We start from the raw sequence: 26261 nt of genomic DNA on the forward strand, positions 1-26261 counted from the left end.
CCATGTCTTTCAGCAGCAGGCCGCCGAGCAGCATGGTGGCAACCACGGTGACCGCGTAGGTTTCAAACAGGTCGGCGGCCATGCCTGCACAATCGCCCACGTTATCACCGACGTTGTCGGCAATGACCGCCGGGTTGCGCGGGTCATCTTCGGGGATGCCGGCCTCCACCTTGCCGACGATATCCGCGCCGACGTCCGCGCCCTGGGTGAAGATGCCCCCGCCGAGACGGGCGAAGATGGAAATCAGCGAGCCACCGAAGGCCAGTCCGATCAGCGGATGGATGGGGTCTTCAACGCCGCCTGCAACCAGGGCGGCATAAAAACCCGCGACGCCCAGCAACCCCAGTCCGACCACCAGCATGCCGGTAATGGCGCCGCCGCGGAAGGCAATCTGCATGGCGGCGTTGAGTCCGTCGGTGGCGGCCTCGGCGGTGCGCACGTTGGCGCGCACTGACACGTTCATGCCGATGTATCCCGTCAGCCCGGAGAAAATGGCGCCAATGGCAAAACCGGTGGCGGTCATCCAGTCGATAAAAAAGCCGACCAGCAGCAGCAGCACAATGCCCGCCATGCCAATGGTCGTGTACTGACGGTTCAGGTAGGCCCTGGCGCCAGCCTGGATTGCGGCGGCAATCTCCTGCATGCGTTCGTTGCCGGCCGGTTTGGCGAGTATCCATTGTGTGGACACAATGCCATACAGGATGGCGGCGGCCGCACAGGCCAGTACAAAAATAAGTTCAGCGGACATGTTTGTTCCTCCAGCAACAGTTTCTACGGTGCGAAACGCAGTGCTTTACGGGCGAAACTGTTTTCGTTTCTTGCCGCAATGGCGTGCGTGTATCGCCGGTTTGTTTTTTCAGTGGAACGCACTGCCTGGTTTAAAACCAAACAATTGCTCCAGGTCGAACTCGCGAATCAATCGGTCAACGGCCTCTTGCCCGTGCTCCCGCTGCACCTCGGCAAGAATCAGTTTTGCGCCGTTGCGGTTGTAGCCGCCACCCATATTGGCCTGAACCGCAATCAGTTCGCGTGCCTTGTCCAGCGTCATCCCGTCACCACAAAAAAGGGGTGCGTTCAAGCACCCCGTGTTTAACTGTTTTACTTGACCTTGAAGTCGCCAAGTTTTTTCCGTACCGGCACATTCCTGAGTTGAACGTATTTCGGCATGCCGTCCTTGCCGTAAGGCGGATAGTCTTCGCCGGCAATCAGCGGCTCCAGGTAGTCACGGCATTTCTGCGTGATACCGAACCCGTCCTTGCTGATGAAGCTTTTGGGCATCATCTTCTCGACGTTGGCAACGCGTGCCAGCCTGGCCTCGCCGATTTTCCAGCGGTAAGGCTTGTTGGAGGTGCGCTTGATGGTCGGCATGACCGAGTTCTTGCCCTGCAGTGCCAGTTCCACGGCGGCCTTGCCCATGGCGTAGGCCTGCTCCACGTCAGACTTCGAGGCGATGTGGCGCGCCGCGCGTTGCAGGTAATCCGCTACCGCCCAGTGGTACTTGTAGCCCAGTTTGTCGCGGATCAGGCCGGCGATGACCGGCGCCACGCCACCCAGCTGTGCATGGCCGAAAGCGTCTTTCAGGCCCTGGTCGGCGAGGAAGTTGCCGGAGCGATCCTGCACGCCCTCGGAAACAACAATAGAACAGTAGCCATACTGCCTGACCTTTTCCTTCACCAGCTTGAGGAATCTGGTCTGGCTGAATTTGACTTCCGGGAACAGGATCACGATGGGCAGATCGCAGTTTTCGGTGGCGGCCATGCCGCCGGCAGCGGCGATCCAGCCGGCGTGGCGCCCCATCACTTCCAGTACGAAAATTTTGGTGGAGGTGGCGCACATGGACGCGACGTCGAAACTGGCCTCGCGGGTGGATACTGCAATGTACTTGGCAACAGAACCGAAGCCCGGGCAGTTGTCGGTAATGGGCAGGTCGTTGTCCACGGTCTTGGGTACGTGGATCGCCTGGATCGGGTAGCCGGTGGCCTTGGACAGTTGCGAGACTTTCAGGCAGGTGTCGGCGGAATCGCCGCCACCGTTATAGAAGAAGTAACCGATGTTATGCGCAGCGAAGACCTCGATCAGGCGCTCGTATTCGCGCTTGTTGGCTTCCAGGCTCTTCATCTTGTAACGGCAGGAGCCGAAAGCGCCGGAAGGCGTATGGCGCAGCGCAGCGATGGCGCGTGCTGATTCCTTGCTGGTATCGATGAGGTCTTCGGTCAGCGCGCCGATGATGCCGTTGCGGCCGGCGTATACCTTGCCGATTTTGTCCGGGTGCTTGCGCGCGGTTTCAATCACGCCGCAGGCGCTGGCGTTGATGACGGCGGTTACACCGCCCGACTGTGCGTAAAATGCGTTTTTCTTTCCTGTTGATCGTGCCATGTAACAATACTCCTGAAACAGTTTTATTGAATTCGGTCGGCCTGCCGTCAGCCATTTTCTTCAGCGTCCGAAACCTGCTTGTCCGCCTGGACCTGCAGCAGGGTGACGACACACTCGGTCAGATCGTCGTACTCGTCGCGGCCGGTGCCGTACATCTGATGCACGCGGTAAAAGAACTGGCAACGGAACCGATTGTCGCCGGTTTTGGCGATAACGAAGTGGCAGCCGCCGACTTCCCAGTAAGCTGCCGGGCAGGCGGTCAACTCGGTACGGGACAGGTCGAGGCGCAGCTCGGTTTCCGCCAGCTGGATGTCCGGTGCATCGCTGTAACGTTCCTGCAAAGTGGATTTGATAATCCACAATTCGTTGTCGGAGAAGTCGGGAACCCGGTTCATACTGGTGTTGTTTAATCCCTGCGAGCTTCGAAAAGGCGCCCAATCATAGAGCAAAAAGCAATGAAATTCAGGTGCTTTGTTTGACTTAAGGCTTGTAGGGGCGGTAGCTTAATCACTGTGCGGTGTTTCAGCTACGAAAACTATTGTATGTCCCTATGAAAAAACTTTTATTGGCCAAGGCTTCCCGGAAGGTGTCGGTTAGCTGATAAATGTAATAAAAATCAATGACACAGCGAGCGTGAGAGGACTATGAGGATTGTGCTACTGGGAGCGCCCGGGTGCGGAAAGGGCACGCAGGGACACCGATTGGCGACGCATTACGGGATTCCGGAGATCTCCACCGGCGACCTTCTGCGGGAGGCCGTGGCGGCCGCTACACCCCTCGGCAAGGCCGCCAAGGCGGTCATGGACGCCGGTCAGCTGGTTTCGGATGAGATCGTACTCGGCGTTATCCGCGAGCGCCTGTCGCGCAGCGATGCCCGCAAGGGCTTTATCCTGGACGGTTTCCCCCGAAATCTTGTCCAGGCCGAACAACTCGATGAATTGCTTGACCAGCTTGGCTTGCCGATCGATCTGGCAATACTCATCGATGTGGACGTGGACACCATCATGCAGCGCCTGTTCGGGCGACGGACCTGCGTTTCCTGCGGGGCCAGTTACAACATTTTTTATGCACCGCCGAAGATGGATGGCCGTTGTGACGAATGCGGTGGCCGTCTGCGCCGTCGTTCAGACGATAACGAGGAAACCATTGGCAATCGCCTGCGGATCTTCGAGCTGCAGACCCTGCCGGTCGTCGAGTATTACCGCGAGCAGTCGCTGCTGCGACAGGTCCAGGGCATTGGCGAACCGGACGATGTATTCCACGCCGTGCTCAAGGTGACGGAAGCGGCGAAAAAAGCCCTGGCCAGCCGCGACCGTTCCGCGACCATACGCCGTGCAGTGGCGCGCAAACTGCTTGAGCAGCATGATACTGACAGTGACTCGAAGGGCGGGGTCGAGGTGACGGCTGTCGCCGATGAAGTATCGGAACAGCCAGTCCGTACCTCGACGGCAAAGAAAGCCGTCGTCAAAAAGAAGATTGCCAGCAGGAAATCCGTGGCGAAGAAACCCGCGTCGAAAAAGAAAGCGGTGAAGAAAAAGACCGCGCCAAAGAAAGCGGCTGCAAGGAAAGTGACAAAGAAGACCGCAAAGAAGGCGGCCAGCAAAAAAGTTGCTGTGAAGGGGCGGGTAAGTAAAAAGAAAGCGCCTGCCGGAAAACGGGTCGCGAAGAAGAAAGTTGCGAAGAAGAAAGTCACGAAGCAATCACCTGTGCGTAAAAAGGTTGCAGCAAAGAAATCTGCGTCGGTCGGCAAGAAAAAGGTTACGAAAAAGAAAAAACTGACGGCAGGGAAGACATCAGCCAGCAGGAAGAAAACGGTTGTAAAGAAGAAGGCGAATGTAAAGAAGAAAACGCCGGGCAGGCGGCGCTGAACCCTGCCCGGCGGCGCCAGCTTGCTGCGTGCCTGCTGGTCAGCGCGCGCCGTGAGCTTGTAAAGATTGTGGTTATTGAAAATGAGTGCTAGAAAAATACACGACAATCTCTGGTCGTGGTTGCAGCAATGTCTGTTGAGGCGCACTCCGCAGGATGACCCGGTCTCGTACCAGGCGCTGATGCAGGCGCTGTCGGGTTATGTACTGATCGACCTGATTCAGGCCAGTGCAAGCTCGCGTTTCCGGATTTCACTTGGCATGTCGCTGCTCGATACCCTGCTGCTGGTGGTTTTTGCCTGGGCGGTATTGCGCGTGACCGGCAAGACACAGCGTTTTGTCCAGACGCTGACTTCGCTGGCCGGAACCGGCATGATGCTCGGACTGGCCGCGTTACCGCTGGTGCAACTGGCCGCCAGCGCCCACCGTAATGATGAGCCCATGACGGACCTGGTGCTGGGCTGGTTGATACTGCTGGTGTGGAGTATCACTGTCCAGGCGCATATTTTTCGTCATGCGCTGTCGGTGCGTTACGGTACTGGCCTGATGCTGGCGGGGCTGCATACCGTGCTGGGCATCGGTTTGATTGAAACCCTGTTCCCACAGACGCAGGGTTGAACGGGCAAGGATGACAATGAAGCTACATATACTGGGCATCTGCGGCACTTTCATGGGCGGGCTGGCGATTCTTGCACGCCAGGCCGGTTTCGAGGTGGAAGGTTCGGACACCAATGTCTACCCGCCCATGAGCGACCAGCTGCGCGAGCAGGGCATTGTGCTGAAGCAAGGCTATGCGCCGGAGCACCTCGACCCGCCGCCTGACCTGGTGGTCGTGGGTAACGCCATGAGCCGTGGCAACCCGGCGGTGGAGGCCATGCTCGACCGCGGCCTGCGTTACACCTCGGGGCCGCAGTGGCTGGAAGAGCACCTGTTGCAGGACCGCTGGGTGCTGGCCGTGGCCGGCACGCATGGCAAGACCAGCACGGCGAGTATGCTGGCATGGATACTGGAATACGCCGGTTTGCAGCCGGGTTTTCTGATTGGCGGTGTGCCGGCTAATTTTGCTGTGTCTGCCCGACTGGGCGAATCCCCGTTCTTCGTGGTCGAGGCTGACGAGTATGATACGGCCTTCTTCGACAAGCGTTCCAAGTTCGTGCACTACCGGCCGCGCACACTGATCCTGAATAACCTTGAGTTTGACCACGCGGATATCTTTCCCGATCTTGCCGCTATCCAGGTTCAGTTTCATCACCTGGTGCGGATTGTGCCGGCCAGTGGCCTGCTGGTGGTGAATGCCAATGACGGTAACCTTTCCGAAGTGCTGGAAATGGGTTGCTGGACAGCCGAGGAAACGGTGTCGGTGGGGAATTTCCCGGCGCGCTGGCAGGCACAGTTACAGGCTGCGGACGGCAGCCGCTTTCATGTGTTGCTGGACGGGAAATCGCAGGGCGAGGTCAGCTGGTCGCAACTTGGAGAACATAATGTACACAATGCGCTGTCAGCCATCGCGGCTGCCCGGCATGCCGGTGTCCCCATAGCGCAGGCCGTCGAGGCGCTGGGTGAGTTTGCCGGTGTGAAGCGACGGCTGGAAGTCCGTGGCGAGGTGGGCGGGGTTACGGTGTACGATGACTTTGCCCATCACCCGACGGCGATTGCCACTACCCTGCAGGGTTTGCGTCAGCATGGCGGAGGGCGATTGCTGGCCGTCTTTGAACCGCGCTCCAATACCATGCGTATGGGGGTGCATCGTGAATCACTGGCGGCCGCATTGTCGGATGCCGATGCGGTGTGGTTGTTTGAACCGGATGCCCTTGGCTGGGACATCAATGAAGTGTCCGCGCAGGTGATGGTGCCGACGCATGTGGCCGGCGATATCAACGCACTGGTGGAATCCGTGATTGCTGCGGCCCGGCCCGGTGACCGGCTGGTGGTGATGAGTAATGGCAGTTTTGGCGGTATCCATGAAAAACTGCTGGCCGCGCTTGAGGAATCCCATGTCTAGAGATACGCCTTACGCACTGGCGCTGACAGGTGCCTCCGGTATGCCCTATGCATTACGTCTGCTCGAAGTCATGTTGAAGGGCGGCCAGCGTGTCGACCTGATGGTGTCGGCGCCGGGGCAGGTCGTCATCAGTATGGAAACCGATATAAAGCTGCCGGGCAGCTGCGCCGGTATCCGGCGCTTTCTGGCAGAACATTTTGCGGTTGACGAGGCATTGCTGCGGGTGTTCGGGCGTGAGGAATGGACTGCGCCACTGGCCAGCGGTTCCAGCGCGCCGGCGGCCATGGTGGTGTGTCCCTGCACGACCGGTACGCTGGCCGCTATCGCTGCCGGTACCAGCAATAACCTGATCGAACGCGCCGCCGACGTGGCCATCAAGGAAGGCCGCAAACTGGTGCTGGTGCCACGGGAAATGCCCTTCTCCGCTATTCACCTGGAAAACATGCTTAAGCTGGCGCGGCTTGGCGTCGTCATCATGCCGCCTGCCCCGGGCTTCTACCAGGGTGCGCGAGGCATCGATGACCTGGTGGACTTTGTGGTGGCGCGTATTCTCGACCAGATCGGTATCGACAATGCACTGTCGCCGCGCTGGGGTGAAAACCCGGATCTGCCGGCGTGAGCAGCGTTTGCTGGAAACGGACGCCGCACTCGAACGGCTGGAGATTATCCACCACGAACTGCTGGCGGAAGATGTGACTCGCTGACCTGTGGCGGGCTGATGAGTAACAGCGTGCCGTCCCAGTCCACATCGCCAATTTCCGTTTCATCAAGATGCCGTTTCACCCGGCGTACCTCAAGGCCATCCAGGTCTGTGGAAAGTTGTTGCAGCGGTGTATTGAAATCCGCATCGGTGCGCAGGAATCGCAACAGCCGGAAACGGTCTTCAAGCCTGAGTGAAGACGCGCTGCCGATCCACAGGGGCGTGTTCTGTTGCGGGTTGAAATAACCGCTTTCCCACAGGCGCAAAGTCAGTATGCGCGGTTCCCCCGGCAGTTTCCGGGTCAGTAGCAGGCGCTGGGTCCGGCCACGGTGAAGCTGCGGCAGTATTGGCATGTCGTCTATGCCGATTTCACTGTTAAAGAGATCCATCAGGCGCACCACGCCCGCGTTGCGCGGAACTTTCCAGTCACGCGCTTCCAGTATGCTGCGCAGCTGTTCCAGGCTGCCCATCCACTGCACTGTCAGCGGATGATGGTGGCGACCTTCGAGGTCATCGCGGAATGCCGGTAGTGTTTGCCAGCGTGCTTCCAGCCAGTCGTTGCGTGACAGGGCGACCGGCTCAGGTCGGGATGGCTGGTAGAAGGCCAGGTCCTGTTTCAGGGAATGGCCGCTGTGGAAACTTGCCACGGCAAACAGGATTACCAGTGCCATGGGCGCGACGATGCGTGCCGGTATCACCGGTGCAGGGTGATGACGGTAGGCGATACCCATGGTCGCAACCCATACCAGCCCCAGGCTCCAGCCCGCCAGTATGTCGGACAGCCAGTGCGCGCCCAGGTACAGGCGCGAGAAGCCGATCGATACCACCAGAAAGACCGCGACCGAATACGGCACCCAGTGCCAGTTGCTGCGCAGTTCGCGGGCGATGGCCACGGCCAGGAAGCCGAACACCGCAACAGACAGGCTGGCGTGCATGCTCGGGAACGAGTAGCTCATCAGCGAGGTATCAAGCAGCGGGGGGCGCTCAACGGCCGTGTGCAGTTTCAGTGTCCAGGTAAGCAATGCCACGGCCGCCACGGTGATGACCCAGTGCAGCGCCATGCGCCAGTCACGTCGCCATAACAGCCACAGGCTCAACAGCAGGGTGAAGCCATACAGCACTTCGGCGTCGCCCAGTTCGGTGATCATCACCATCAACCGGTCGCCAAGCGGGCTGCGCAGCGATTGCAGGGCATTGAACAGATACAGGTCGAAGTTGGAAAACAGGCTGCCACTGGTGATGTGGCGGGGGATAACAAACAACGCCCAGCTGGCGATCAGCAACAGGCCGGTCAGTACCGACATGCCACGCGCTTCGGGGTGTTCGGGGTCGAGCAGTGCGGCGCTCATGGGTTCGATCAGGGGATGCCGGCGCGACCATTCGAGGATACGCATCTGCACATTCTCGGCGTGTGGCTGGAAGCTGCGTGCAATACGCCGTACCAGCCACCACGAGAACCACAGCAGTGCCAGCAGCACAATCAGCAGCAGTGCCAGGCGCCCGGCGATTTCCGCCGCCACACCGAGTGAGGCGCCAAACAGCATGCCGGGCAGAATATAGGCCGGCGCCCACAGGATGGCTGACAGGGTATTGACCAGGAAAAAACGTCCCGGTGGCATGTTGAGCATGCCGGCCACGGCCGGCAGCAGGGGGCGAACCGGGCCGACGAAGCGTGCCAGTACCACGCTCTTGCCGCCGTGACGGTGAAAGAAGTCGACACCCCGGCTGATCATCATCGGGTATTTGCGGAACGGCCAGATCACCCTCAGCTGCTGGTGGTAGTAGCGCCCTATGAGGTAGCTGATGCCGTCACCCAGTATTGCGCCAACGGCCGCCCACACCAGGGTCGGGTACAGCGACATGCCACCCGCGGCAATCATGGCGCCGATACCGAACATGACAACCGAGCCGGGTACGAACAGGCCAACCACCAGCAGGGATTCCAGTGCCGAGACCAGCAGCACAATAAAGCCCGCCCAGTTGGGGTGGGCATGCATCCATTCCAGCAGCTGGGCGAACAGGGCTTCCATGTTTTATCGGGTCAGTTCAGCTGCGCAAAAACCTGTTCCGCAGCGTCCAGGGTTGTCTGAATGGCCGTGTCGTCGTGTGCCGAGGAAACAAAACCGGCCTCGAAAGCGGAGGGTGCCAGATACACCCCGCGCTCCAGCATGGCATGGTAAAACGCCTTGAAGCGCTCCAGGTTGCAGGCGTTCACAGCGGCAAAATCACTGACCTGTGCGGCCTCGGTGAAGAACAGCCCGAACATGCCGCCGACCTGGTTGCTGGCCAGGGCTATGCCGGCACTGGCGGCGCGTTCCTTCATGCCTTCGACGAGTTGTCTGGCGCGCCGGTCGAGGCCGTCGTGGAAGCCGGGCTGCTGCACCAGTGCCAGCGTTGCCAGTCCGGCCGCCATGGCAACCGGGTTACCCGACAGGGTGCCGGCCTGGTACACGGGGCCGGTCGGCGCAATGTGTTGCATAATGTCGCGGCGTCCGCCAAATGCCCCGACCGGCAGGCCACCACCCACCACCTTGCCAAGTGTGGTGAGGTCCGGGGTGACGCCGTAGAGCTGTTGCGCGCCGCCGGGCGCCACGCGGAAGCCGGTCATGACTTCATCGAAGATCAACACGCTGCCGTGGCGGTCGCAGACTTCGCGCAGGGTTTGCAGGAAACCGTCAGCCGGCGGGATGCAGTTCATGTTGCCGGCGACGGGTTCCACGATAATGGCCGCTACCTGGTCGCCGATTTCCGCAAAGGTTTCGCTGACCTGTTGCGCATCGTTATAGGTGAGGGTGATGGTGTGTTGTGCCAGGTCGGCCGGTACACCGGGCGAAGTGGGCACGCCCAGCGTCAGCGCCCCGGAGCCGGCTTTCACCAGCAGTGAATCCGAGTGGCCGTGGTAGCAACCCTCGAACTTTACGATCTTGTCGCGGCCGCTGTAACCGCGTGCCAGGCGGATGGCGCTCATGGTGGCTTCGGTGCCGGAGCTGACCATGCGCACCAGTTCCAGTGACGGCACCATGCTGCACAGCAGTTCCGCCATCTGTGTCTCGATTTCGGTGGGGGCGCCGAAGCCGAGTCCATTGGCCGCCGTGTCCTGCACGGCGCGGACTACGTCGGGATGACAGTGGCCGGCAATCATTGGGCCCCAGGAGCCCACGTAATCGACATAGCGCCGACCGTCGGCGTCGTACAGCCAGGCACCTTCGCCACGGGTAAAAAACAGCGGGTCTCCGCCAACGCCCCTGAAGGCCCGTACCGGCGAGTTGACACCCCCCGGGATGACCTTCTGTGCCTGCTTGAAAAGTTGTTCCGACTTGCTCATAGCGGGTTTTCCTTATGATACAAATAATGCCTGGTAGCGCTGTGCGGCCGCACGCACATCGGCGGCGGCAAAAACATCCTGCACGACGGCCAGCAGGTCGGCGCCGGCTTCGATGAGGCTGCCACCATTTTCGGCCGTGATGCCGCCAATTGCCGCCACCGGTATACCCAGTTCGCGACGTGCCTGGTTCAATAATGCCAGCTCCGCCTGCACCGCATCCGGCTTGGTGCGAGAGCTGAAAAAACGGCCGAAGGCGATATAGTCCGCACCGGCCCCGGCGGCCTGTTTTGCCAGTGACCACTGGTTGTAGCAAGAGACCCCGATGATGGCGGTGTCGCCCAGTTGTTCGCGCGCCGCGGATATTGCAGCGTCATCCTGGCCCAGGTGTACCCCGTGAGCACCGACGCTGGCGGCCAGGGTGATGTCATCATTGATAATCAGTGTTGTGTCACGTGCGTTGCACAGTTCAACGAGTGCACGCGCCTGCTGTTCCTGCAACGCCCTGTCATTTGACTTGTCACGGTATTGTACCAGCACGGCACCGCCTTCGATGGCCTGTTGAACACGCGGCACCAGTTGTTCGGGTGCCTGCAGCCGCGCATCGGTAATGACATAAAGCCCGCGCAATCTAGTCCTGTTCCTCGCGTGCCCAGAACAGCCGGTTGGGCAATTGCTGGCCCATACCGATGCGGTAACCCTCGGCCAGTGCCTGCCAGGTGTATTCCTGCGCTTCGTGAATCGCCGAGAAAGGTTCCATGCCCTGTGCCAGCAGGCCGGCGATACTGGCCGCCAGCGTGCAACCGGAACCGTGGAAGTCGCCATCCAGCCGGTCCCAGTCAAAGGTTTCGATCAGGCGATGGTTGCTGTACAGCGAATTGACCACGGTAGGCGTGTTCTCGTGGGTGCCGGTGACCAGCACGAACTCGGCGCCCTTGTCCAGCAGCGCCATGGCGCAGGCGCTGAGTGAGTCGGCTTCCGGGGCCAGCAGGCGGGCTTCGTTGCTGTTGGGTGTCAGTACCGTGGTCAGTGGCAGCAGCAGTTCGTTGACCGCGTCGATGACATCGTTGTCAGTCAGCGCCGTGCCGCCGCCGGTTGCCAGTACCGGGTCGGTGACCACAGGAATTTCCGGGTAATCGTCGAGTATCGTGTGTACGGCTTCAACGGCTTCGGTACTGGTCAGCAGCCCCAGCTTGAAAGCACTGACGGGGATGTCTTCCAGCACGGCGCGCGCCTGCTCGGTGATCAGTGTGCCATCCAGTGGCGTGTACCCCATCACGTCACGGGTGTCCTGAATGGTCAGGGTGGTGATAACCGGCGTGGTATGACAGCCGTGGCTGATCAGGGCCTCAATGTCGGCCTGTACACCGGCGCCTCCACTCGGATCATTGCCGGAAAATACCATGACAACCGGTACGGAACTGTTTTGTTTGCTCATGTCTGCGCTGCCTGGCCGGGGCGTGGGGTCAATCCTGCTTGATGCATGTGTCGTTACCTGGATACCTGTCTTTGTCTTTATTTAAGGAAGGTCTGATTCATTCGTCACCCCGTTAATTCGTCATCCCGGCCTGCGCCGGAATGACGGTTTCGAATTAATCAGGGCTTGCCCAAGTCGGGTTATTGTAGCACCGCGACCGGCTGTTGTGACTTGACATGCAGCGTTATCATAGTGGCAGACTTCAGGCAGGAGTGTTTTTTATGGGTGAATACAAAACCTGGATGTGCGTGATCTGCGGGTTTATCTACGATGAGGAAAAAGGATTGCCCGAGGAAGGTATCGCACCGGGTACCCGCTGGGAGGATATCCCACTGAACTGGGTGTGCCCGGATTGCGGCGCCAGCAAGGAAGATTTCGAGATGGTCGAGGTGTGACGGGAAAATCCCTCAATCCCGTCTACACTTGTTTCTATGGTGCCTGTTTGTCACAACTGCAACGGACGCTGTGCGTGTAGTCATGTGTTGAAAGGGAGGGGCTATGATAGACCCCGAACGTGTTCAGTTCCTGGAATTAATCAATACGGCGCGCCAGTACTGTCGAATCATTGAGGGTAGCGCCGATCGCTCAGACTGGCTCAGGCCGCTGGTGAAAATACTGCCACAGTTGCATGCCGGCATCGTTGCGCTGCATGACCCCGGCGGAAGCTCGTTTCCCCCGGAGCTGGCGGATTTCGATGATCGTTTCGATCTGTTCAGTCAATTGCGCTCCAGGCTCGGCGAACTGGACATGTACTGGCTTGAATTCGATGAGCCAGGTGAAATTGCCTCCGACATCGATCACCGTTCGGGCAGTCTTGCCGATGACCTGACCGACATCTATTTTGAACTTAAACGCGGCCTGAATATGCTTGACGCAGCCGGAATGGATGAAGTCGCACATCTGTGGGAAATCGGCTTCAGGCAGCACTGGGGGCAACACCTGGTGGATGCAGAGCGCCACTTGTACACATTGAGGGTGAATAACCGGCTCGCCCAGGGAAGGTCTGATTAATTCGTCTCATCGGCACAGGCCGGGATTTTTTCTGTTGTTACCCCGTCTAATAGCGAAGCAGGTGCCGCTGGCGGTACAATGCGGCTGTTCCGGAGAAGATAACAAGGTGGAAGGATAAGCCTGTTGCCGGACTGTCAGCGGACGATGTTTCACTACCCAAGAGTAAATTATGAGTATTTTATATAATAAACAGCGTGTTGGGGGATTTACCCTGATCGAGGTCATGGTGGTTGTGGTGATACTCGGCATTCTTGCCGGGGTGCTGGTGCCCAAGCTCATGAGCCGGCCGGATGAGGCGCGCATCACAGCGGCCAGGTCCAATATACGTGCCATTGAAGGCGCGCTGAACATGTACAAGTTGCAAAACTACGATTATCCCACCACCGAGCAGGGCCTGGAGGCGCTGGTTAAAAAACCGGATATTCCCCCGGAACCCGCCAACTGGGGCGACGGCTACATGGATCGCATACCGCTCGATCCCTGGCAGCAGCCCTACCAGTACCTGTCACCCGGTGTTCACGGGCCGTTTGATGTGTATTCACTGGGGCCGGACCGTAAACCCAGTGATGACGACATCGGGAACTGGAATCTGAACTGATCTTTTCTGTGAATGCGCATTACCGCCACGCTGCCTGTCAGCCTGCCTCCGGCAGGCTGTTTGCGTTTGGCGGGCAGATGCGGTCACGCGGTTTTACCCTGCTGGAAGTGATGGTGGTGGTGGTGATCATCGGCATCATGCTGACCGTGTCGGCCCTGTCACTGCGCGGTGACTCACACGCCGAGGTGATGCAGCGCGAAGCCGCACGCATGATTGCGCTGCTTGACCTGGCCAGCCAGGAGGCGGTGATGCGCAGCGAGCAGCTTGCGGTGCGTTTCACCGACGACGGCTATGCGTTCATGCTGTTGCAGAACGGGCGCTGGGTGCCGCTGGACGATGACCGGCCGTTGCGCCCGCGCAAGTTACCCGACAACATCGAGCTGCGCCTTGAGCTGGAAGATAACCCGCCCCCGTCGCTGACCAGCGAGGAATCCGACCTGCCGCAGGTGTACCTGTTGTCGAGCGGTGAGATGACGCCGTTTGTGGTGACACTGTTTTCGCCGCGCAGTGAACGGCGCATCGTTATCAAGGGTACCCTGATGGGTAAGCTGGAGCTGGATAAATGAAGCGTGTGCGCGGTTTCACGCTGCTGGAAATACTGGTTGCGCTGCTGGTGGTCAGCCTGTCGATGGGCGCGGTGATCCAGACAGTCGGCAGCTACACGCGAAACCAGGCCAACCTGCGCGACCGGGTGTTTGCGCAATGGGTGGCGCGCAACCAGCTTGCCTCGATACAGGTCAAGGGTGACTGGCCCTCTGTCGGCCAGAAAAAAGGTGAGGTCGATTTCCCGGAAGATGCATCCGGTGTTAAAAACCGCGAGTGGCGCTGGGTGATGCAGGTGACGCAATCGCCGGAGGAGGACATGCGCCGGCTCGATATCGATGTGTTTCGTGCCGGGGCGGACGATGACGATGCACCGCTGGCGCGCCTTAGCGGCTTCGTGGAGAAGCGTTGATGCAAGGTGTGCGGGGATTCACGCTGCTGGAGTTGCTGGTGGCGCTGTCGATTTTTGCCGCCATAGGTGTCATGGCCTATAGCGGGCTGGCCAATGTGATGCGTCAGCAGCACCAGACCGAAGCCTATGCGGACCGGATGCAGGGTGTGCAACTGACGTACCGGCTGTTGAAGCGCGACCTGGAACAGTTTGTTGATCGCAGTATTCGTAACGAGTTTGGCGATGTGTCTCCGGCACTGGTGGCCGGGGGCAGTTTCGCCGGTGTGGAATTTACCCATGCCGGCTACCCGAATCCTGCCGGCTATCTGCGCAGTAACCTGCAGCGTGTCGCCTACCTGATGGATGGTGAGCGACTGGTGCGGCGCAGCTGGCGTGTACTGGATCGTTCGCAGGATACCCTGCCCGATGAACAGGTGCTGATAGAAGGCGTAGACGGGTTCGTGTTGCGCTACCTGGACCAGCAGAACAACTGGCAGGAGCGCTGGCCACCTTCCAGCCAGGCTTCTGCCGCTACTGCCAGTGTGCAGGGGCAGTGGCCACGTGCCGTGGAGGTACAGCTGTCGCTGGATGACCTGGGTGTGTTGAAGTGGTTATTTCGCCTGCCCGATGCCTGGCAGCCGTCAGCTGGCGGGGCTGGAGCCGGTGCGCCGCCGACCGATGGGGACAACCAGGCCGGTTCGAACAATCCATGAAACGGTATAACCGCCAGTCCGGTGTTGCCCTGTTGACCGCATTGCTGGTGGTGGCGCTTGCCACTGTGGCCGCCGTGTCCATGACCACACGCCAGCAACTCGATATGCGTCGTACCGGCAACCTGTTGCACAGCGAGCAGGCCTGGGCCTATGCGCTGGGTGCGGAGAGCTGGGCGCGCGTGGTACTGGCGCGCGATGCCAGGGACAGCCAGGTGGATAACCTGGCGGAAGACTGGGCGAGCCAGGTGCCGGCGTCTTTTGTAGAAGGCGGTTCGGTCATTGGCCGGGTTATCGATTTGCAGGGACGGTTTAATGTAAACAGCCTGGTGGTCAATGGCGAGGCCGATCAACCGGCGGTGGACCGCTACAAGCGCCTGCTGCGGACACTGGATCTTGACGAGTCACTGGCGGATGCGCTGGTCGACTGGCTGGATACAGACATCAATGCACGTTTCCCCGCTGGCGCGGAAGATGGCGCGTACCAGTTGCTTCAGCCTGCCTACCGGACGGCCAACCGGCTGATGGCGGACATCAGTGAACTGCGCCTTGTGAAAGGCTACGACAAAAAGGTGATGGACAAACTGCTGGGCGGGTCTTCCGCTGCCCCGCTGGTGACAGCTCTGCCGGAGCCGACCGCGATTAACGTTAATACTGCAACGGCCGAGGTATTAACCACGCTGGCCAATGGTCTGTCACTGTCTGACGGGGAGGCGATCATCGAGGCGCGTGGCGATACCGGTTTCGAAAAGGTCGCAGACCTGTTGCTGTTGCCGGCCTTCTTTGGCAAGCAGGTCGACCCGCAGTCCCTGTCGGTACAGAGCCAGTGGTTTTTGCTGCTGAGCGAGGCCAATGTCGGGCAGGGGCGGGTAAGGCTGGCCAGCCTGATACAACGCGCCACGCAGACCACACGCGTCATACGCCGGCAGCGTGAGTTTTTCGACCCGGTGCAGGCACCGGTCGTGCTGACGGATGAACCCTGAGCCGATCATGATACGATGTAACCCGTATAGCGGGGAAAAGGACGGATGGCAGATACCTTACTGATACGACTGGCGGCGGCAGGCGCCGGCTTTCGCGACTGGCTGCTGGTCGACGAGCAGGGCAGTGCGCGCACACCGGTGCGTGAAGGCGTGCCTGAAGCCGGTGTGGTTGCCGGTGCAACGCGTATTGTGGTTCTCGTGCCGGGCGAAGAGGTGTTGCTCGCCGAGGCGCGTGTGCCGGGACGAAATCGCCAGCGGGTGCTGCGTGCGATTCCCTACGTGCTGGAAGAACAGCTGGCCAGTGATGTCGAAACATTGCACTTTGCCGTGGGGCCGGTGCAGGACGGTGATCGTTATCCCGTGGCTGTCGTGGATCGTGCCCGGATGGATGCCTGGAAGTCGTTACTGGCCGAACAGCAAATCGTTGCCAGCCAGTGGCTGCCGGAAACACTGGCGATACCGCTGACGGAAGACGGCTGGAGTTTAATTGTCGGGACAGGTGATGTGCTGGTGCGCAGCGCAGCTTATGCCGGCTTTGCTTCAGACCAGGAAACCTTTCCTGCGCTGGTGTCGTTATTTGCCTCGCGTGATCAGCTGCCTGCCCGGGCGCGCCTGTCCGGTTCCGCTGCGCTCAATGTTGAAGGCCTTGAACTGGAAGTTGTTGACCAGGAACTGCAGCCACTGGAAATCCTGGCGCGTGGTTTTGTTCAGGGGCCAACGCTGGACCTGTTGCAGGGCGACTACAGCCGCAGTGAAGAATGGGGCCGTATTCTCCGGCCCTGGAAGGCAACAGCCGCGTTACTGGTTGCAGGTCTGCTGCTGACCGCTGTTTCAACGGGCGTGAATTATTACCGGTTGTCGACTCAGCAGGCGCAGCTTGCCGCCGAGATCGAAACTATTTACCGGGAAACCTTTCCCAAGGCGCGCCGTATCGTTAATCCGCGCGCGCAGATGGAACAGAAGCTCAAGGAATTGCAGCGCCAGGCCAGTGGTGGCGGGCAAACGGCGTTTCTTGCCCTGCTGGCCGACGTGGGGCGCATTCTTCGCAGTAACAGCGGCGTGCAGATCCAGGGCGTGACCTACCGGGACGGTCGGCTGGATCTGCAACTGCTTGCAGACAACGTCCAGGTGCTGGACCAGCTGAAACAGGCATTGGTCGGTGAAGGCGGGATGCGCGCTGAAATCCAGTCGGCAACCACACAGAAGGACGGCAAGGTGAACAGCCGGGTTCGTGTCGAGGGGGGGCGCGCATGAAGGACTGGTTCATGGGGCTGGACAGGCGTGAGCGCAAGCTGGTGGCGGGCGGTGCGGCGGTACTGGTGGTGTTGATGTTCTACCTGCTGGTCTGGGAGCCGGTTGTAGTTGCCTGCCATGACCTGAAAAACAATGTTGCCGCACAGCAGGAAACGGTCGACTGGATGAAGCAGGCCAGTCTCAAGGTAAAAGCGTTGCAGGGGAGTGCGGGTAGTGCTGCGCGGAGCCTGGGGGGACGTTCGCTGCTGGCGGTGGTCGACAAGTCGGCGCGTTCAGCCGGGCTCGGCCCTGCGATCAAACGTGTGGAGCCGGACGGCAGCAAGGGTGTAAAAATCTGGCTGGAAGGCGCGGTTTTCGATGACATGGTGCTATGGCTGGGCAAGCTGAATCGCAGCTACCGGATCGATGCCGCTGTTGCCACCATCGAACCCCAGGGTGAGGGACGCGTCAATGCACGCCTGACCCTGGCCGGGCCGGCGAGCTGATGACGGTGTGGCGCAGTGTTGCACTGGGTGTCGTTGCCTGGCTGGTGTTTCTGGTTGCCACGGTTCCCGCGCACCGCGCACTGGCGTTTGCGCCGCAGATGCCGGGTGTTGCGATTGGCAGCGTGCAGGGAACAGTATGGCACGGGCAGGCCAGCCATGTTGTGGCGAACGGGCTGGCGCTCGAGCGGCTGCGCTGGCAATTCAGGTGGTTGCCACTGTTTACCGGCCGGGCGGAATTTGACCTGCATGCCAGGCTGGCCGGTAAACCCGCCCATGCCGTTGCAGGAAAAGGGTTTTCCGGCGCCCCCTACCTGAAGGACGTGCAGCTCAGCCTGCCGGCGTCTGATGTGTTGTACCGCCTGGGGGTCAAACAGGTGAGTGTGGGCGGTGAGCTGGTGCTCGATCTGGATGAAGTGCGTTTTTCTCCATCAGGCGTTCCAATGTTCAGTGGAGAGACACGCTGGGCGCCGGCCAGCATCGAGGCGCCACTGGCTCTGTCGCTGGGCAGCGCCACGCTGACCACGCAATTTGATGACAATACCACCCGGGGCACGCTTGTTGCGCAGGGGGGCGCCTTGCAGGTGCAGGCTGATGTGACGCTTGAGCGCAGTGGTGCCTATCGCCTGGATGCACGTATTACCCGGAACGGCAACCTGCCCCAGGCTGTGACAAAGTTTCTCACCACCTTCACCGAGTATGAAAACGGGAACTACCGGCTGGAATGGTCGGATACCCTGCTGTAGCGCAATTTCATTATGAGTTTGTTGTTGACCACGCCGGAGCAGCACGATTTCCAGGACCCGACGCTGGAACTGGATGCACGGCGCCTGCACGACTGGCTGTCAGGCATGCCGGCGATGAATACCGGCGAATCGGTGCGCCAGCTACTGCTGGCGCTGGAACCCCTCAATGAACAGCGCCTCGATACAGCCCTGCGCCGTCAATTACTCGATGTCTACCGGCCTTTCGTTCAGCGTCTGTTTGAGGGCGCCGAACCGATTCGCCTGAGGCAGCAGCCACTCAGCAGCCAGCAGCGTAAAAATACCGTGGATGATATCGAGCGGTTGTGCCTGGCTATGGCCAATGGTTACAAACTGGTGGTCAAGGCCATGTACGAGGCCGGACAACACCAGTCTGAACGAAAGGTCTTTGGCCGTGTCGTGCGTGCGGCGCTACGCCAGCTGGCGGCCGCGCTGTTGCACAGTTACCGCTACTACCGCCCTGAACCGCCTTTTGTGTTCCTTGAGCTGAACCAGCTCTACCGTCTGGCGCGGCACCACGGCATTCACGACAGCCTCGATGAGAATGAAGTCGATAGCACGATAAGCCTTGCGGCCAACTACCAGGCCGTCTGCCTGCTGTCGTTGCTGGATCCCTTTGCCGCGGAGGAGGGACAGGTGGATCTGTATTACCGCACACTGTTGCAATACGCAGACAGGATACGCACTGTGCCCGGCAACAGCTGGCAGGGTGTGCCGGAGGGTTTGTTTTTTATCGACCTGATGAGCGACAGCCGGCCGCGCCATTGTGTGTTTCTGTCGTCACCGGTTGCAGGGGATGACCCCTGTCTCATCGATGCCCGCGCGGTATTGCAATTGATGCATAAAATGCTGCTGGCACTTTCTCCGGATCGGCGGCGTCAGCGTAGTGAGGTGGCGATATTGCGGCACCTGCTGCCGGAAGTGACAGCACGCGACAAGCGCCGCAGTCAGCGCCGTGTGGGTGGCAGCTGGATCCATGTCGTGGTCGGGCTGGAAGCCATCCACGACTGGTTGCTCCGGAACAGGAATGGCGAGGCGCCGGAGCCACAACGCTGGGTGATCCGGGATCGCAGCGAACAGGGCTACAGGCTGGGATGGAGTCAAGGCTCGGCGAGCGCGCTGCGGGTGGGTGACCTGGTGTGTGTGGTTGCCGATGGTGAAAAGCCGGATGCGGCTTTCCGCCTGCTTGCAGTGCGCTGGTTGCGCGATGAACGTGAAAAGGGAACCGAGCTGGGTGTCGAGGCATTTGAAGGGGTGCCTGCGCCGGTTGAGCTTGAACTGGAGGATGAAGAAGGTGAAACGCTGCAGCGCAACGCCCTGTTTATTCCGTCCTCCGGCGAAAAGGACTCCGCGGCGCGCCTGGTGGCACCCGCGGGTTTGTATGCGCCCGGACGGCACATGCTGATTCACGTGGGAGACCGTGAGGTAAAGGTGGTTTGTGCGGCGCAGGTTGAGCAGGCGCCGGGGTTTGATTGTTTTGAGTTTACAGCGGCGGGTTGAATGATGCGTGCGAAAGCAAAAAAAAGCGGTCGGAAAAAAACACAGGAACTCCAGGTTGAAGTTGAAATGACAGCGGAAACCAAATGCGGTTTTTGTACCAACAGCAAGTGCTGTACCTATATCAGTCAGGAAATTGATACACCGCGTTCCAGGCAGGATTTTGATTTCCTGCTCTGGCAGATATCACACCGCGACATTCGTGTGTACAAGGATGAGGGCAGCTGGTACCTGCTGGTCGATAATCCCTGTAACCATATTCAGAAAGACGGGCGTTGCGGTATCTATGATGACCGTCCGCAGATCTGCAGGGACTACTCCAACGATTACTGCGAATTCGATGCGCCGGCGGAAGAAGGGTTCGAGTTGTATTTCGACGGTTATGAGGCGTTGCTGAAGTACTGCAAAAAGCGTTACAAGCGCTGGGGCCAGCGCCCGTATTAACCTCGATGACGGGGTGTTACGTCAGGCTCTCCAGTAATTCATTGAAACTTTCTATGGCAACAAAATCATCGGTCTGTTTCGGCGGCGCCTTGCTGTCGGGCAGGCGCACGGCGCGCAGGTAACGAATGCCATAGTCGCGCGCGGCGCGCAGTACCGGCAGGCTGTCATCGACGAACAGGGTTCGCGCCGGGTCGAACGCATCTTCCCTGGCCAGGCGTGGCCAGAATTGCGGGTGTTCCTTGGGTATGCGGAAAGCATGGGCGCAGATCAGCTGGTCAAAGTGTTCAGCCAGCCCGGTGGTGGACATTTTCAGTTCCACGACCTTGTGGTGCGCATTGGTCAGCAGGGCAATACGCTTGTTCATGGCGCGCAGCGCCTGCAGAAATTCAGCCACCTGGGGATGTACCTGGATCAGGTGTTCCAGTTCGCGCTTCAGGGCGTTGATATCCAGGCCCAGTTGCCGGCTCCAGTAATCCACACAGTACCAGTCAATCGTGCCTTCGACGGCGCGAAAGCGTGGAAACAACTGCTGCTTTGCTTCGTCCACGGAAAGGCCGTGTTTTTCTGCGTAGCGCAGGGGGACGTGTTCCTGCCAGAAATGGTTGTCAAAGTGCAGGTCCAGCAGGGTGCCGTCCATGTCCAGGAATACGGTATCGATGTCTTGCCAGGGCAGTGAGTGCGTCATGGTGCTTAATCGGGTCGCGGGGATAGCGTATGATACGGGCTTCCCCCCAATGCGTGAAGCAGCGAGATATGTCGATGAATGCGTGTGATTACCTGAATGATGTGCGCCGGCTGGCGAAACAGGCCGGAGAAAAGATTCTTGAAGTCTATGGCACCGAGTTTTCCGTGCAGGACAAGGACGACAAGTCACCGCTGACTGCTGCGGATATGGCATCGCACAATACCATCGTCGCCGGACTGAAAGCGCTGACACCGGATATTCCCGTACTGTCGGAAGAGGATGCAAAAATTCCTTTCGAGGAACGCGCCGGCTGGAAGACCTACTGGCTGATCGATCCGCTCGATGGCACTAAAGAGTTCATCAAACGTAACGGTGAATTTACCGTGAACATTGCCCTGATCCACGAAGGCAAGCCGGTGCTGGGCGTGGTGTATGTGCCGGTCACCGGGGTGACCTATGCGGCCTGTGAAGGCCAGGGGGCGATCAGGGAAACACCGGATGAAGGAGAGAAGGCAATTCATGTGCGCAAGTTGTCAGGCGGTCCGATCGCTGTGGTGGGCAGTCGTTCGCACCAGGGCGACTCACTGAAGGCTTTCCTGGAAAAGCTGGGTGAGCATGAAATGGTCAGTATGGGCAGTTCGCTGAAAATCTGCCTGGTGGCGGAAGGTGCTGCTGACGTCTACCCCCGTCTTGGGCTGACATCGGAATGGGATACGGCCGCGGCGCACTGCGTGGTGGAGCAGGCGGGCGGCAAACTGACGGATCTTGAGATGCAGCCGTTGCGCTATAACACCAAAGATTCCTTGCTGAACCCGTTCTTTTTCGTGTTCGGGGACGATTCGCGGGACTGGTCGTCGTATCTCGCAGACTAGCTTTTACTCAGGCGCGCTGAAAAGACACGGGTCAGCTGGGCCATCAGCACCACCGCCAGCAGCGCGCCGGTGGTGTCCGCTACCCAGTCCAGGACATCCGGGTTACGGCCAGGCACCAGAGACTGGTGAAATTCATCACTGATGCCGTAGAGGCTGGCGATAATGACGCTGGCGCGTAGCTGGATAGCGGAGTATCCCGACAACCCGGGGCGCATGGCGCCCAGCAGGAGCAGGCCGAGCAGTCCATACGCCCCTGCATGAAACAGCTTGTCCTGGCCTGAAAACAGGGATGGCGTATCAAGGGTGGGCTGGTGGGACAACCAGAACAATACAGCCATCCAGGTGATGGCCAGCAACAGTGACAGGCGATGTATGCTCACGGTTTTCAGGCGACGGATTGTGGTGCGTGTGGCACCAGTGAAAACAGTTTCTCGCTGAGTTTGCGGCCGTATTCCTGGCGGTTGGGTTGTGAGAGGCTGGCTTCGGTGGCCAGGCTGTCGTTGTACAGCACCGGCTGTTTCCAGCCTTCCAGCAGGGTATAGAGTTCATCGTCGATCTGGTCGGGCTGTTGATCGAGTTCCACCAGCAGCACGTCCATCTCGGTACCGTTCAGGCTTTTCAGGCCCTGGGCGGTCAGCGGTATTTCGGCAACAGCCTGGATGTTGAACCCCGACAGCAGCCGCGACAGGTAGATTCTGAGCAATTCGGACTCTGCCGCGATGGCAATGCGTAGCTGCACGTTGTTGACAGCTTGTGGTTGTAGCGCTGTCGGGGACTCAACGGTCTGTCGTGGATTGACCGCTGTCGGCTCACTCGCAGCGGGCTGATGCTGTGCGACGGGCGCCGGTTTCTGAGTGAACAGACCACCTTGCTGTTTGTCACGTGCAACGTCGCTGACCAGTCTGGCGTCGATGTGTTCACGCTGTTCGGCGTAACCGTATACCAGCGTGGTGTCGCACAGCAGATTGATCAGCCGTGGTACGCCGCCGGTTGCCTGGAACACCTGCCGGCAGGCCTTTTCCGTGAAAAGATCAATGCTGCCGCCGGCTTTTTCACAGCGATGCCGGATGTAATCAAGGGTTTCCTGTTCGTCCAGTGGTTCCAGGTGGTAATCCACGCCGATACGCTGGGCAAACTGCACCAGCTCCGGGCGGCGCAGGGTGTCGCGCAGTTCCCGCTGCCCGACCAGAATAACTTGCAGCACCTGGTCCTTGTCGGCGTTGACATTGGACAGCATGCGCAGCTCTTCCAGCGTTTCCGCCGACATGTTCTGGGCTTCGTCGACAATCAATACCGTGCGCCGGCCACGCGCATACTCCTGGATAATGAACTCCATGAAATCCTGGTACAGCTCCACCTTGTTCTTGCCCCGGTGGGGCAGATCGTAGGCCAGTGCGATCCATTGCATCAGGTCGCCGAAAGTCTGGTGGGTGTTGGAGATCAGGCCCACGCGGATGCTTTCGTCTATCTGGTTGAGTAGTTGGCGGATGAGCGTGGTTTTGCCGGTGCCGATGTCACCGCTAATGACAGTGAAGCCAGCCTGATTCATCAGGCCATATTCCAGCAGCGTGAGCGCCATGCGATGCTTGTCGCTCAGGTATAGAAATCCGGAGTCAGGGAGCAGGGAAAACGGTTTTTCCTGAAAATTGTAGAAGCTCTCATACATGGTGTGCGGTCGGGCTTAACCGGGATTGCCGGTTTTATTGAGCACCGTGCCAAGCACGTTAGTGCTTGAAAGCAGTTCGAGTGCAGTCTCAACTTCCTGGCGGGTGGTTTTACCATCTTCGACCACCAGCAGGGCGGCATCCACGTAGGGGGCAAAGGCCAGCGCATCGGCTGCACTGAGTACCGGCGGAAGGTCAAATATGATTACGCGTCCAGAGTAGCGATTCTTCAATTCCTCGACCAGATGCGACATCTTGGGCGAGTTCAGCATTTCTGCGGAGTTAAGCATGGCTGCGCCACCCGGCAGGAAAGAAAGGTGATCGATGCCCTTGGGGTGTACGAGTAACTCGCCAAGCGCCGTGTCTTTTGTCAGGTAGTCATTCAGTCCGGGGCCAGCCGGCATGCCAAGATGCTGATGCAGGCTGGGGCGACGCAGATTTGCATCGACCAACAGCACGGTATGATTGATTTCCATGGCGATGCTGGCAGCCAGATTCAGCGCGGTAAGGGATTTGCCTTCGCCGTTGCCGGGGCTGGTGACGGCCAGTACGTTCCAGTCATTATCGTTCAGGCGTTGCAGTACCTGGGTACGCAACATTTTGTAGGCGTCGGTGAAGTCGCAGGGATCAAACCCGGTGATTACCCGGTTTCTGCGCATCTTGGCACGAGACACCTCCACATTGCGGGTTTGGGAATAGGTGACTTCAGTCACTGGTGTTGGTGCAACGGCGGCCGCTGCTGGCTCAGTAACGGGCTGGCCCTGGCGTTCAGCGCGCGCGCGTTCGAGAGCTTGTTTGATACGTTCCATTGATGGTTACCTTAATGATCGCATCAAGTGTTGATGACGACGTCAGCCTTTCTTAGTGCTTTGTACCAAAGAACATCGAGGGGCTTCCAGAAATTGTGTACCAGCGTGATGGCAATAATGACAGCACCGATAGCGGCGGCAGCCCGCCGCATTGTTCTGCCTTTGCGCTGAGTCTTTTCACGGTCGCTTTCGAGGTAGGGGATGACGGCCAGTGGCGGGGCGCCGGTTGCGAATGCCAGTCCCTTGCTCCCGCGAATTGAGCTGTCGAGGCTTTCGGCTACTGCGGCATAGCCGATGCCAGTGCCCAGTGCCAGTACAAAACTGAGAAACAGAATAGCCGAGCGGTTCGGGCTGACTGGTTCTTCCGGCAGGATTGGCGGTTCGATGATCTCGAAGCGTTCTCCCTTGCTGTCTTTTTCCAGTTGCTGGGCGATTTCGGCCGATGTCAGTTTGACGCGGATATTCTGGTACTCGGCGACCGCGTTCTGCAGATCGCGCTGTAAAAATGAGTATTCGCGCTCAACCTGGGGCATCGCGATCAGGCGCTGCTCATAGTCGAGCAGTTTTTGTTTCAGATCGACTTTTTTACGTTGCAGAGAGCGGATTTGGTTGTTGGCTGCTTCAATCTGTGTCTGGATCTGGACATAGGCCGGGTTATCCGGGTTATCAGCTGCCGAGGAAGCCAGTCTGGACGCCATAGGGACGTTGTCCGTAGAAGCTACGGACTGTTTCAGGGCCCTGATCTGACGTTCCAACTTGACCACGTCCGGGTGTTCCGGGGACTACTTTTTGCGCAAGGTGCCGAGTTCACCCCGCAGCGCTTCGATCTGCTTGAGCTGTTCCGCCGAGCTGTCGACCTGACCGGTTTCCTTTTCCAGACCCTCGATTTCACGCTTGGTGCGGATAACATCCGGGTGGTCGGTCGAATAGCGAGCCAGCAGACGCAGGTACTCGGTGCGCAGGGCCTGTAGGCGGGTTTTGGGATCCAGTGCTGCATCGGCCCCGAACGGCTTCAGTTGTGCGAGCTGGCTGAGCAGATAAACCCGGGTCTGTTCCTGGGCGCGGATCTGGTTGTCGACGTCGGACATGTCGCGTTCGTTGCGGTCCATCATGCTCAGGTTGAGCTGCTGAAGTTCAGGCAACGAGTTGGCGTGCTGCTCCTTGAAGGTGGCGAGCTTCGCTTGCAGACCGGCAATTTCCTTGTTCAAACGCTCGGATTCTTTCTTGAGAAATAGATAGGTTTCGCCGGCTTTCTCCGAGCGTTCTTTAAGATTTTCCTTCAAATACAGGCTCATAAGCTCATTGGTGACTTTCTGGACCTGGGCCGGATTTTCACCGGCAAAGCTCAGCTGGAAGGCGATGGTGGCTGCTGTGGGTCGGCCAGTGCGCGGATCGATCACGTCTGCGACGATGAGGTCGAGCCCGATGTTGCTGCGCATTTCTGCGATAATTTCTTCGGTGGTCAGGCGTTCACGTTCGTTAGTGTAAAGATTATATTTGCCAATAATTTCAAGCAGGTTAGGCCGAGCCATGACCTTCTGGCTGATCGACTGAATACGCTGAGAAGCGAAGCTGGTGACGGTGGACTGAACCACCAGAATATCTGCCCCGGCTTCAGCAGCTATGGGAGCACAGCGCTTGGTATTGGCAGGGGCTACTGAAACAGCACACACCGCCCCCCCCTGCTTGATGGCTTGTATGCGCTCCCCAATGAGGTTTTCCCTGATCGGTTGCGAGTAAACCCTCTGCAACAGAGCAGTGACCTCGGCGTCAGGCACCTGAGCGATTTCAGCCAGTATCTCCCGGGGGTTA

The 26261-nt window shown here is 59.2% G+C and carries 30 protein-coding genes and 1 pseudogene; 17 read left to right on the forward strand and 14 right to left on the reverse strand.

Annotated elements, in window-relative coordinates:
* The 4 genes from ACW81B_RS11035 to ACW81B_RS11050 all read right to left on the reverse strand — a co-directional run.
* Positions 1 to 748: sodium/proton-translocating pyrophosphatase (locus tag ACW81B_RS11035; protein WP_491580276.1), on the reverse strand; the 748-nt coding region annotated here is incomplete at its 3' end.
* 108 nt (positions 749 to 856) lie between these two features.
* On the reverse strand, positions 857 to 1048 hold the full coding sequence (locus tag ACW81B_RS11040; protein ID WP_491580277.1) for a hypothetical protein: 192 nt from the start codon (positions 1046 to 1048) through the stop codon (positions 857 to 859).
* A gap of 50 nt (positions 1049 to 1098) precedes the next feature.
* The gene (locus tag ACW81B_RS11045; RefSeq protein WP_491580278.1) at positions 1099 to 2376 is read right to left on the reverse strand and encodes a 6-phosphofructokinase; all 1278 of its coding nucleotides are present in this window, start codon (positions 2374 to 2376) and stop codon (positions 1099 to 1101) included.
* 47 nt (positions 2377 to 2423) lie between these two features.
* A complete protein-coding gene (locus ACW81B_RS11050) occupies positions 2424 to 2771 on the reverse strand; it encodes a hypothetical protein (RefSeq protein ID WP_491580279.1) in 348 nt (115 codons plus the stop codon).
* Positions 2772 to 3020: 249 nt separating this feature from the next.
* On the opposite strand from ACW81B_RS11050, the pseudogene ACW81B_RS11055 reads away from it, so the two are divergent.
* The 4 genes and pseudogenes from ACW81B_RS11055 to ACW81B_RS11070 form a co-directional block, all read left to right on the forward strand.
* A pseudogene (locus ACW81B_RS11055) lies at positions 3021 to 3668 on the forward strand (adenylate kinase); the annotation flags it as partial.
* Positions 3669 to 4325: 657 nt separating this feature from the next.
* Positions 4326 to 4859 carry a hypothetical protein gene (locus tag ACW81B_RS11060; RefSeq protein ID WP_491580280.1) on the forward strand — a complete coding sequence of 178 codons (534 nt, stop codon included), beginning with the start codon at positions 4326 to 4328 and terminating at the stop codon, positions 4857 to 4859.
* A gap of 16 nt (positions 4860 to 4875) precedes the next feature.
* Positions 4876 to 6243 carry a UDP-N-acetylmuramate:L-alanyl-gamma-D-glutamyl-meso-diaminopimelate ligase gene (gene mpl, locus ACW81B_RS11065; protein ID WP_491580281.1) on the forward strand — a complete coding sequence of 456 codons (1368 nt, stop codon included), beginning with the start codon at positions 4876 to 4878 and terminating at the stop codon, positions 6241 to 6243.
* A complete protein-coding gene (locus ACW81B_RS11070) occupies positions 6236 to 6862 on the forward strand; it encodes a flavin prenyltransferase UbiX (RefSeq protein WP_491580282.1) in 627 nt (208 codons plus the stop codon). Before mpl ends, ACW81B_RS11070 begins: the two co-directional genes overlap by 8 nt.
* A gap of 44 nt (positions 6863 to 6906) precedes the next feature.
* Here ACW81B_RS11070 and ACW81B_RS11075 read toward each other — a convergent pair whose 3' ends face one another.
* The 4 genes from ACW81B_RS11075 to thiD are packed head-to-tail and all read right to left on the reverse strand — an operon-like array spanning position 6907 to position 11703.
* Positions 6907 to 8973 (reverse strand): bifunctional DedA family/phosphatase PAP2 family protein, encoded by a 2067-nt coding sequence (locus tag ACW81B_RS11075; protein ID WP_491580283.1) that lies wholly within the window; start codon positions 8971 to 8973, stop codon positions 6907 to 6909.
* 11 nt (positions 8974 to 8984) lie between these two features.
* Positions 8985 to 10268, reverse strand: a complete 1284-nt coding sequence (gene hemL / locus ACW81B_RS11080) for a glutamate-1-semialdehyde 2,1-aminomutase (protein ID WP_491580284.1) — start codon at positions 10266 to 10268, stop codon at positions 8985 to 8987.
* A 12-nt stretch (positions 10269 to 10280) separates the two neighbouring features.
* Positions 10281 to 10895, reverse strand: a complete 615-nt coding sequence (gene thiE / locus ACW81B_RS11085) for a thiamine phosphate synthase (RefSeq protein WP_491580285.1) — start codon at positions 10893 to 10895, stop codon at positions 10281 to 10283.
* Between the two features lies 1 nt (position 10896).
* On the reverse strand, positions 10897 to 11703 hold the full coding sequence (gene thiD / locus ACW81B_RS11090; protein WP_491580286.1) for a bifunctional hydroxymethylpyrimidine kinase/phosphomethylpyrimidine kinase: 807 nt from the start codon (positions 11701 to 11703) through the stop codon (positions 10897 to 10899).
* Between the two features lie 260 nt (positions 11704 to 11963).
* Here thiD and ACW81B_RS11095 point away from each other — a divergent pair, with 260 nt between their 5' ends.
* The 12 genes from ACW81B_RS11095 (at position 11964) to ACW81B_RS11150 (ending at position 20419) form a co-directional block, all read left to right on the forward strand.
* Positions 11964 to 12137, forward strand: coding sequence for a rubredoxin (locus tag ACW81B_RS11095; protein WP_491580287.1), 174 nt, complete (start codon positions 11964 to 11966; stop codon positions 12135 to 12137).
* 103 nt (positions 12138 to 12240) lie between these two features.
* Complete coding sequence (locus ACW81B_RS11100; protein WP_491580288.1) at positions 12241 to 12753, forward strand: DUF5063 domain-containing protein; 513 nt, start codon at positions 12241 to 12243, stop codon at positions 12751 to 12753.
* Positions 12754 to 12922: 169 nt separating this feature from the next.
* Entirely contained in the window at positions 12923 to 13351 is a 429-nt protein-coding gene (gspG, locus tag ACW81B_RS11105; RefSeq protein WP_491580289.1) for a type II secretion system major pseudopilin GspG, read from the forward strand.
* 8 nt (positions 13352 to 13359) lie between these two features.
* Complete coding sequence (gene gspH / locus ACW81B_RS11110) at positions 13360 to 13917, forward strand: type II secretion system minor pseudopilin GspH (protein WP_491580290.1); 558 nt, start codon at positions 13360 to 13362, stop codon at positions 13915 to 13917.
* Complete coding sequence (gene gspI, locus ACW81B_RS11115) at positions 13914 to 14306, forward strand: type II secretion system minor pseudopilin GspI (RefSeq protein ID WP_491580291.1); 393 nt, start codon at positions 13914 to 13916, stop codon at positions 14304 to 14306. The genes gspH and gspI overlap by 4 nt, the downstream gene beginning before the upstream one ends.
* The gene (gene gspJ, locus ACW81B_RS11120; RefSeq protein WP_491580292.1) at positions 14306 to 14998 is read left to right on the forward strand and encodes a type II secretion system minor pseudopilin GspJ; all 693 of its coding nucleotides are present in this window, start codon (positions 14306 to 14308) and stop codon (positions 14996 to 14998) included. Before gspI ends, gspJ begins: the two co-directional genes overlap by 1 nt.
* Positions 14995 to 15978, forward strand: a complete 984-nt coding sequence (gene gspK, locus ACW81B_RS11125; protein WP_491580293.1) for a type II secretion system minor pseudopilin GspK — start codon at positions 14995 to 14997, stop codon at positions 15976 to 15978. Before gspJ ends, gspK begins: the two co-directional genes overlap by 4 nt.
* A 45-nt stretch (positions 15979 to 16023) precedes the next feature.
* The gene (gspL, locus tag ACW81B_RS11130) at positions 16024 to 17232 is read left to right on the forward strand and encodes a type II secretion system protein GspL (RefSeq protein WP_491580294.1); all 1209 of its coding nucleotides are present in this window, start codon (positions 16024 to 16026) and stop codon (positions 17230 to 17232) included.
* On the forward strand, positions 17229 to 17717 hold the full coding sequence (locus tag ACW81B_RS11135) for a type II secretion system protein M (protein WP_491580295.1): 489 nt from the start codon (positions 17229 to 17231) through the stop codon (positions 17715 to 17717). The genes gspL and ACW81B_RS11135 overlap by 4 nt, the downstream gene beginning before the upstream one ends.
* The gene (locus tag ACW81B_RS11140) at positions 17717 to 18460 is read left to right on the forward strand and encodes a type II secretion system protein N (protein ID WP_491580296.1); all 744 of its coding nucleotides are present in this window, start codon (positions 17717 to 17719) and stop codon (positions 18458 to 18460) included. The genes ACW81B_RS11135 and ACW81B_RS11140 overlap by 1 nt, the downstream gene beginning before the upstream one ends.
* 12 nt (positions 18461 to 18472) lie before the next feature.
* On the forward strand, positions 18473 to 19978 hold the full coding sequence (locus ACW81B_RS11145) for a cyclic-di-GMP receptor FimW-related protein (RefSeq protein WP_491580297.1): 1506 nt from the start codon (positions 18473 to 18475) through the stop codon (positions 19976 to 19978).
* A complete protein-coding gene (locus tag ACW81B_RS11150) occupies positions 19979 to 20419 on the forward strand; it encodes a YkgJ family cysteine cluster protein (protein ID WP_491580298.1) in 441 nt (146 codons plus the stop codon). It abuts the gene before it with no gap.
* A 16-nt stretch (positions 20420 to 20435) separates the two neighbouring features.
* On the opposite strand, the gene yrfG is transcribed toward ACW81B_RS11150, so the two are convergent.
* The gene (gene yrfG, locus ACW81B_RS11155; protein ID WP_491580299.1) at positions 20436 to 21104 is read right to left on the reverse strand and encodes a GMP/IMP nucleotidase; all 669 of its coding nucleotides are present in this window, start codon (positions 21102 to 21104) and stop codon (positions 20436 to 20438) included.
* Between the two features lie 68 nt (positions 21105 to 21172).
* Between yrfG and cysQ the strand changes: the two genes are divergently transcribed.
* On the forward strand, positions 21173 to 21976 hold the full coding sequence (cysQ, locus tag ACW81B_RS11160) for a 3'(2'),5'-bisphosphate nucleotidase CysQ (protein WP_491580300.1): 804 nt from the start codon (positions 21173 to 21175) through the stop codon (positions 21974 to 21976).
* On the opposite strand, the gene ACW81B_RS11165 is transcribed toward cysQ, so the two are convergent.
* The 5 genes from ACW81B_RS11165 to ACW81B_RS11185 all read right to left on the reverse strand — a co-directional run bounded on the left by ACW81B_RS11165 (position 21973) and on the right by ACW81B_RS11185 (position 26227).
* Positions 21973 to 22356, reverse strand: a complete 384-nt coding sequence (locus ACW81B_RS11165; RefSeq protein ID WP_491580301.1) for a VanZ family protein — start codon at positions 22354 to 22356, stop codon at positions 21973 to 21975. The genes cysQ and ACW81B_RS11165 overlap by 4 nt on opposite strands.
* Before the next feature lie 5 nt (positions 22357 to 22361).
* Positions 22362 to 23555 carry an ExeA family protein gene (locus ACW81B_RS11170; RefSeq protein WP_491580302.1) on the reverse strand — a complete coding sequence of 398 codons (1194 nt, stop codon included), beginning with the start codon at positions 23553 to 23555 and terminating at the stop codon, positions 22362 to 22364.
* A 102-nt stretch (positions 23556 to 23657) separates the two neighbouring features.
* Positions 23658 to 24449 (reverse strand): CpsD/CapB family tyrosine-protein kinase, encoded by a 792-nt coding sequence (locus ACW81B_RS11175; RefSeq protein ID WP_491580303.1) that lies wholly within the window; start codon positions 24447 to 24449, stop codon positions 23658 to 23660.
* Positions 24450 to 24472: 23 nt separating this feature from the next.
* Positions 24473 to 25147: a hypothetical protein gene (locus tag ACW81B_RS11180; RefSeq protein ID WP_491580304.1), complete on the reverse strand. Its 675-nt coding sequence runs from the start codon at positions 25145 to 25147 to the stop codon at positions 24473 to 24475.
* Positions 25148 to 25231: 84 nt separating this feature from the next.
* The gene (locus ACW81B_RS11185) at positions 25232 to 26227 is read right to left on the reverse strand and encodes a GumC domain-containing protein (protein ID WP_491580305.1); all 996 of its coding nucleotides are present in this window, start codon (positions 26225 to 26227) and stop codon (positions 25232 to 25234) included.
* Between the last annotated feature and the right edge of the window lie 34 nt (positions 26228 to 26261).

The sequence above is a fragment of the Thiogranum sp. genome (assembly GCF_058323355.1).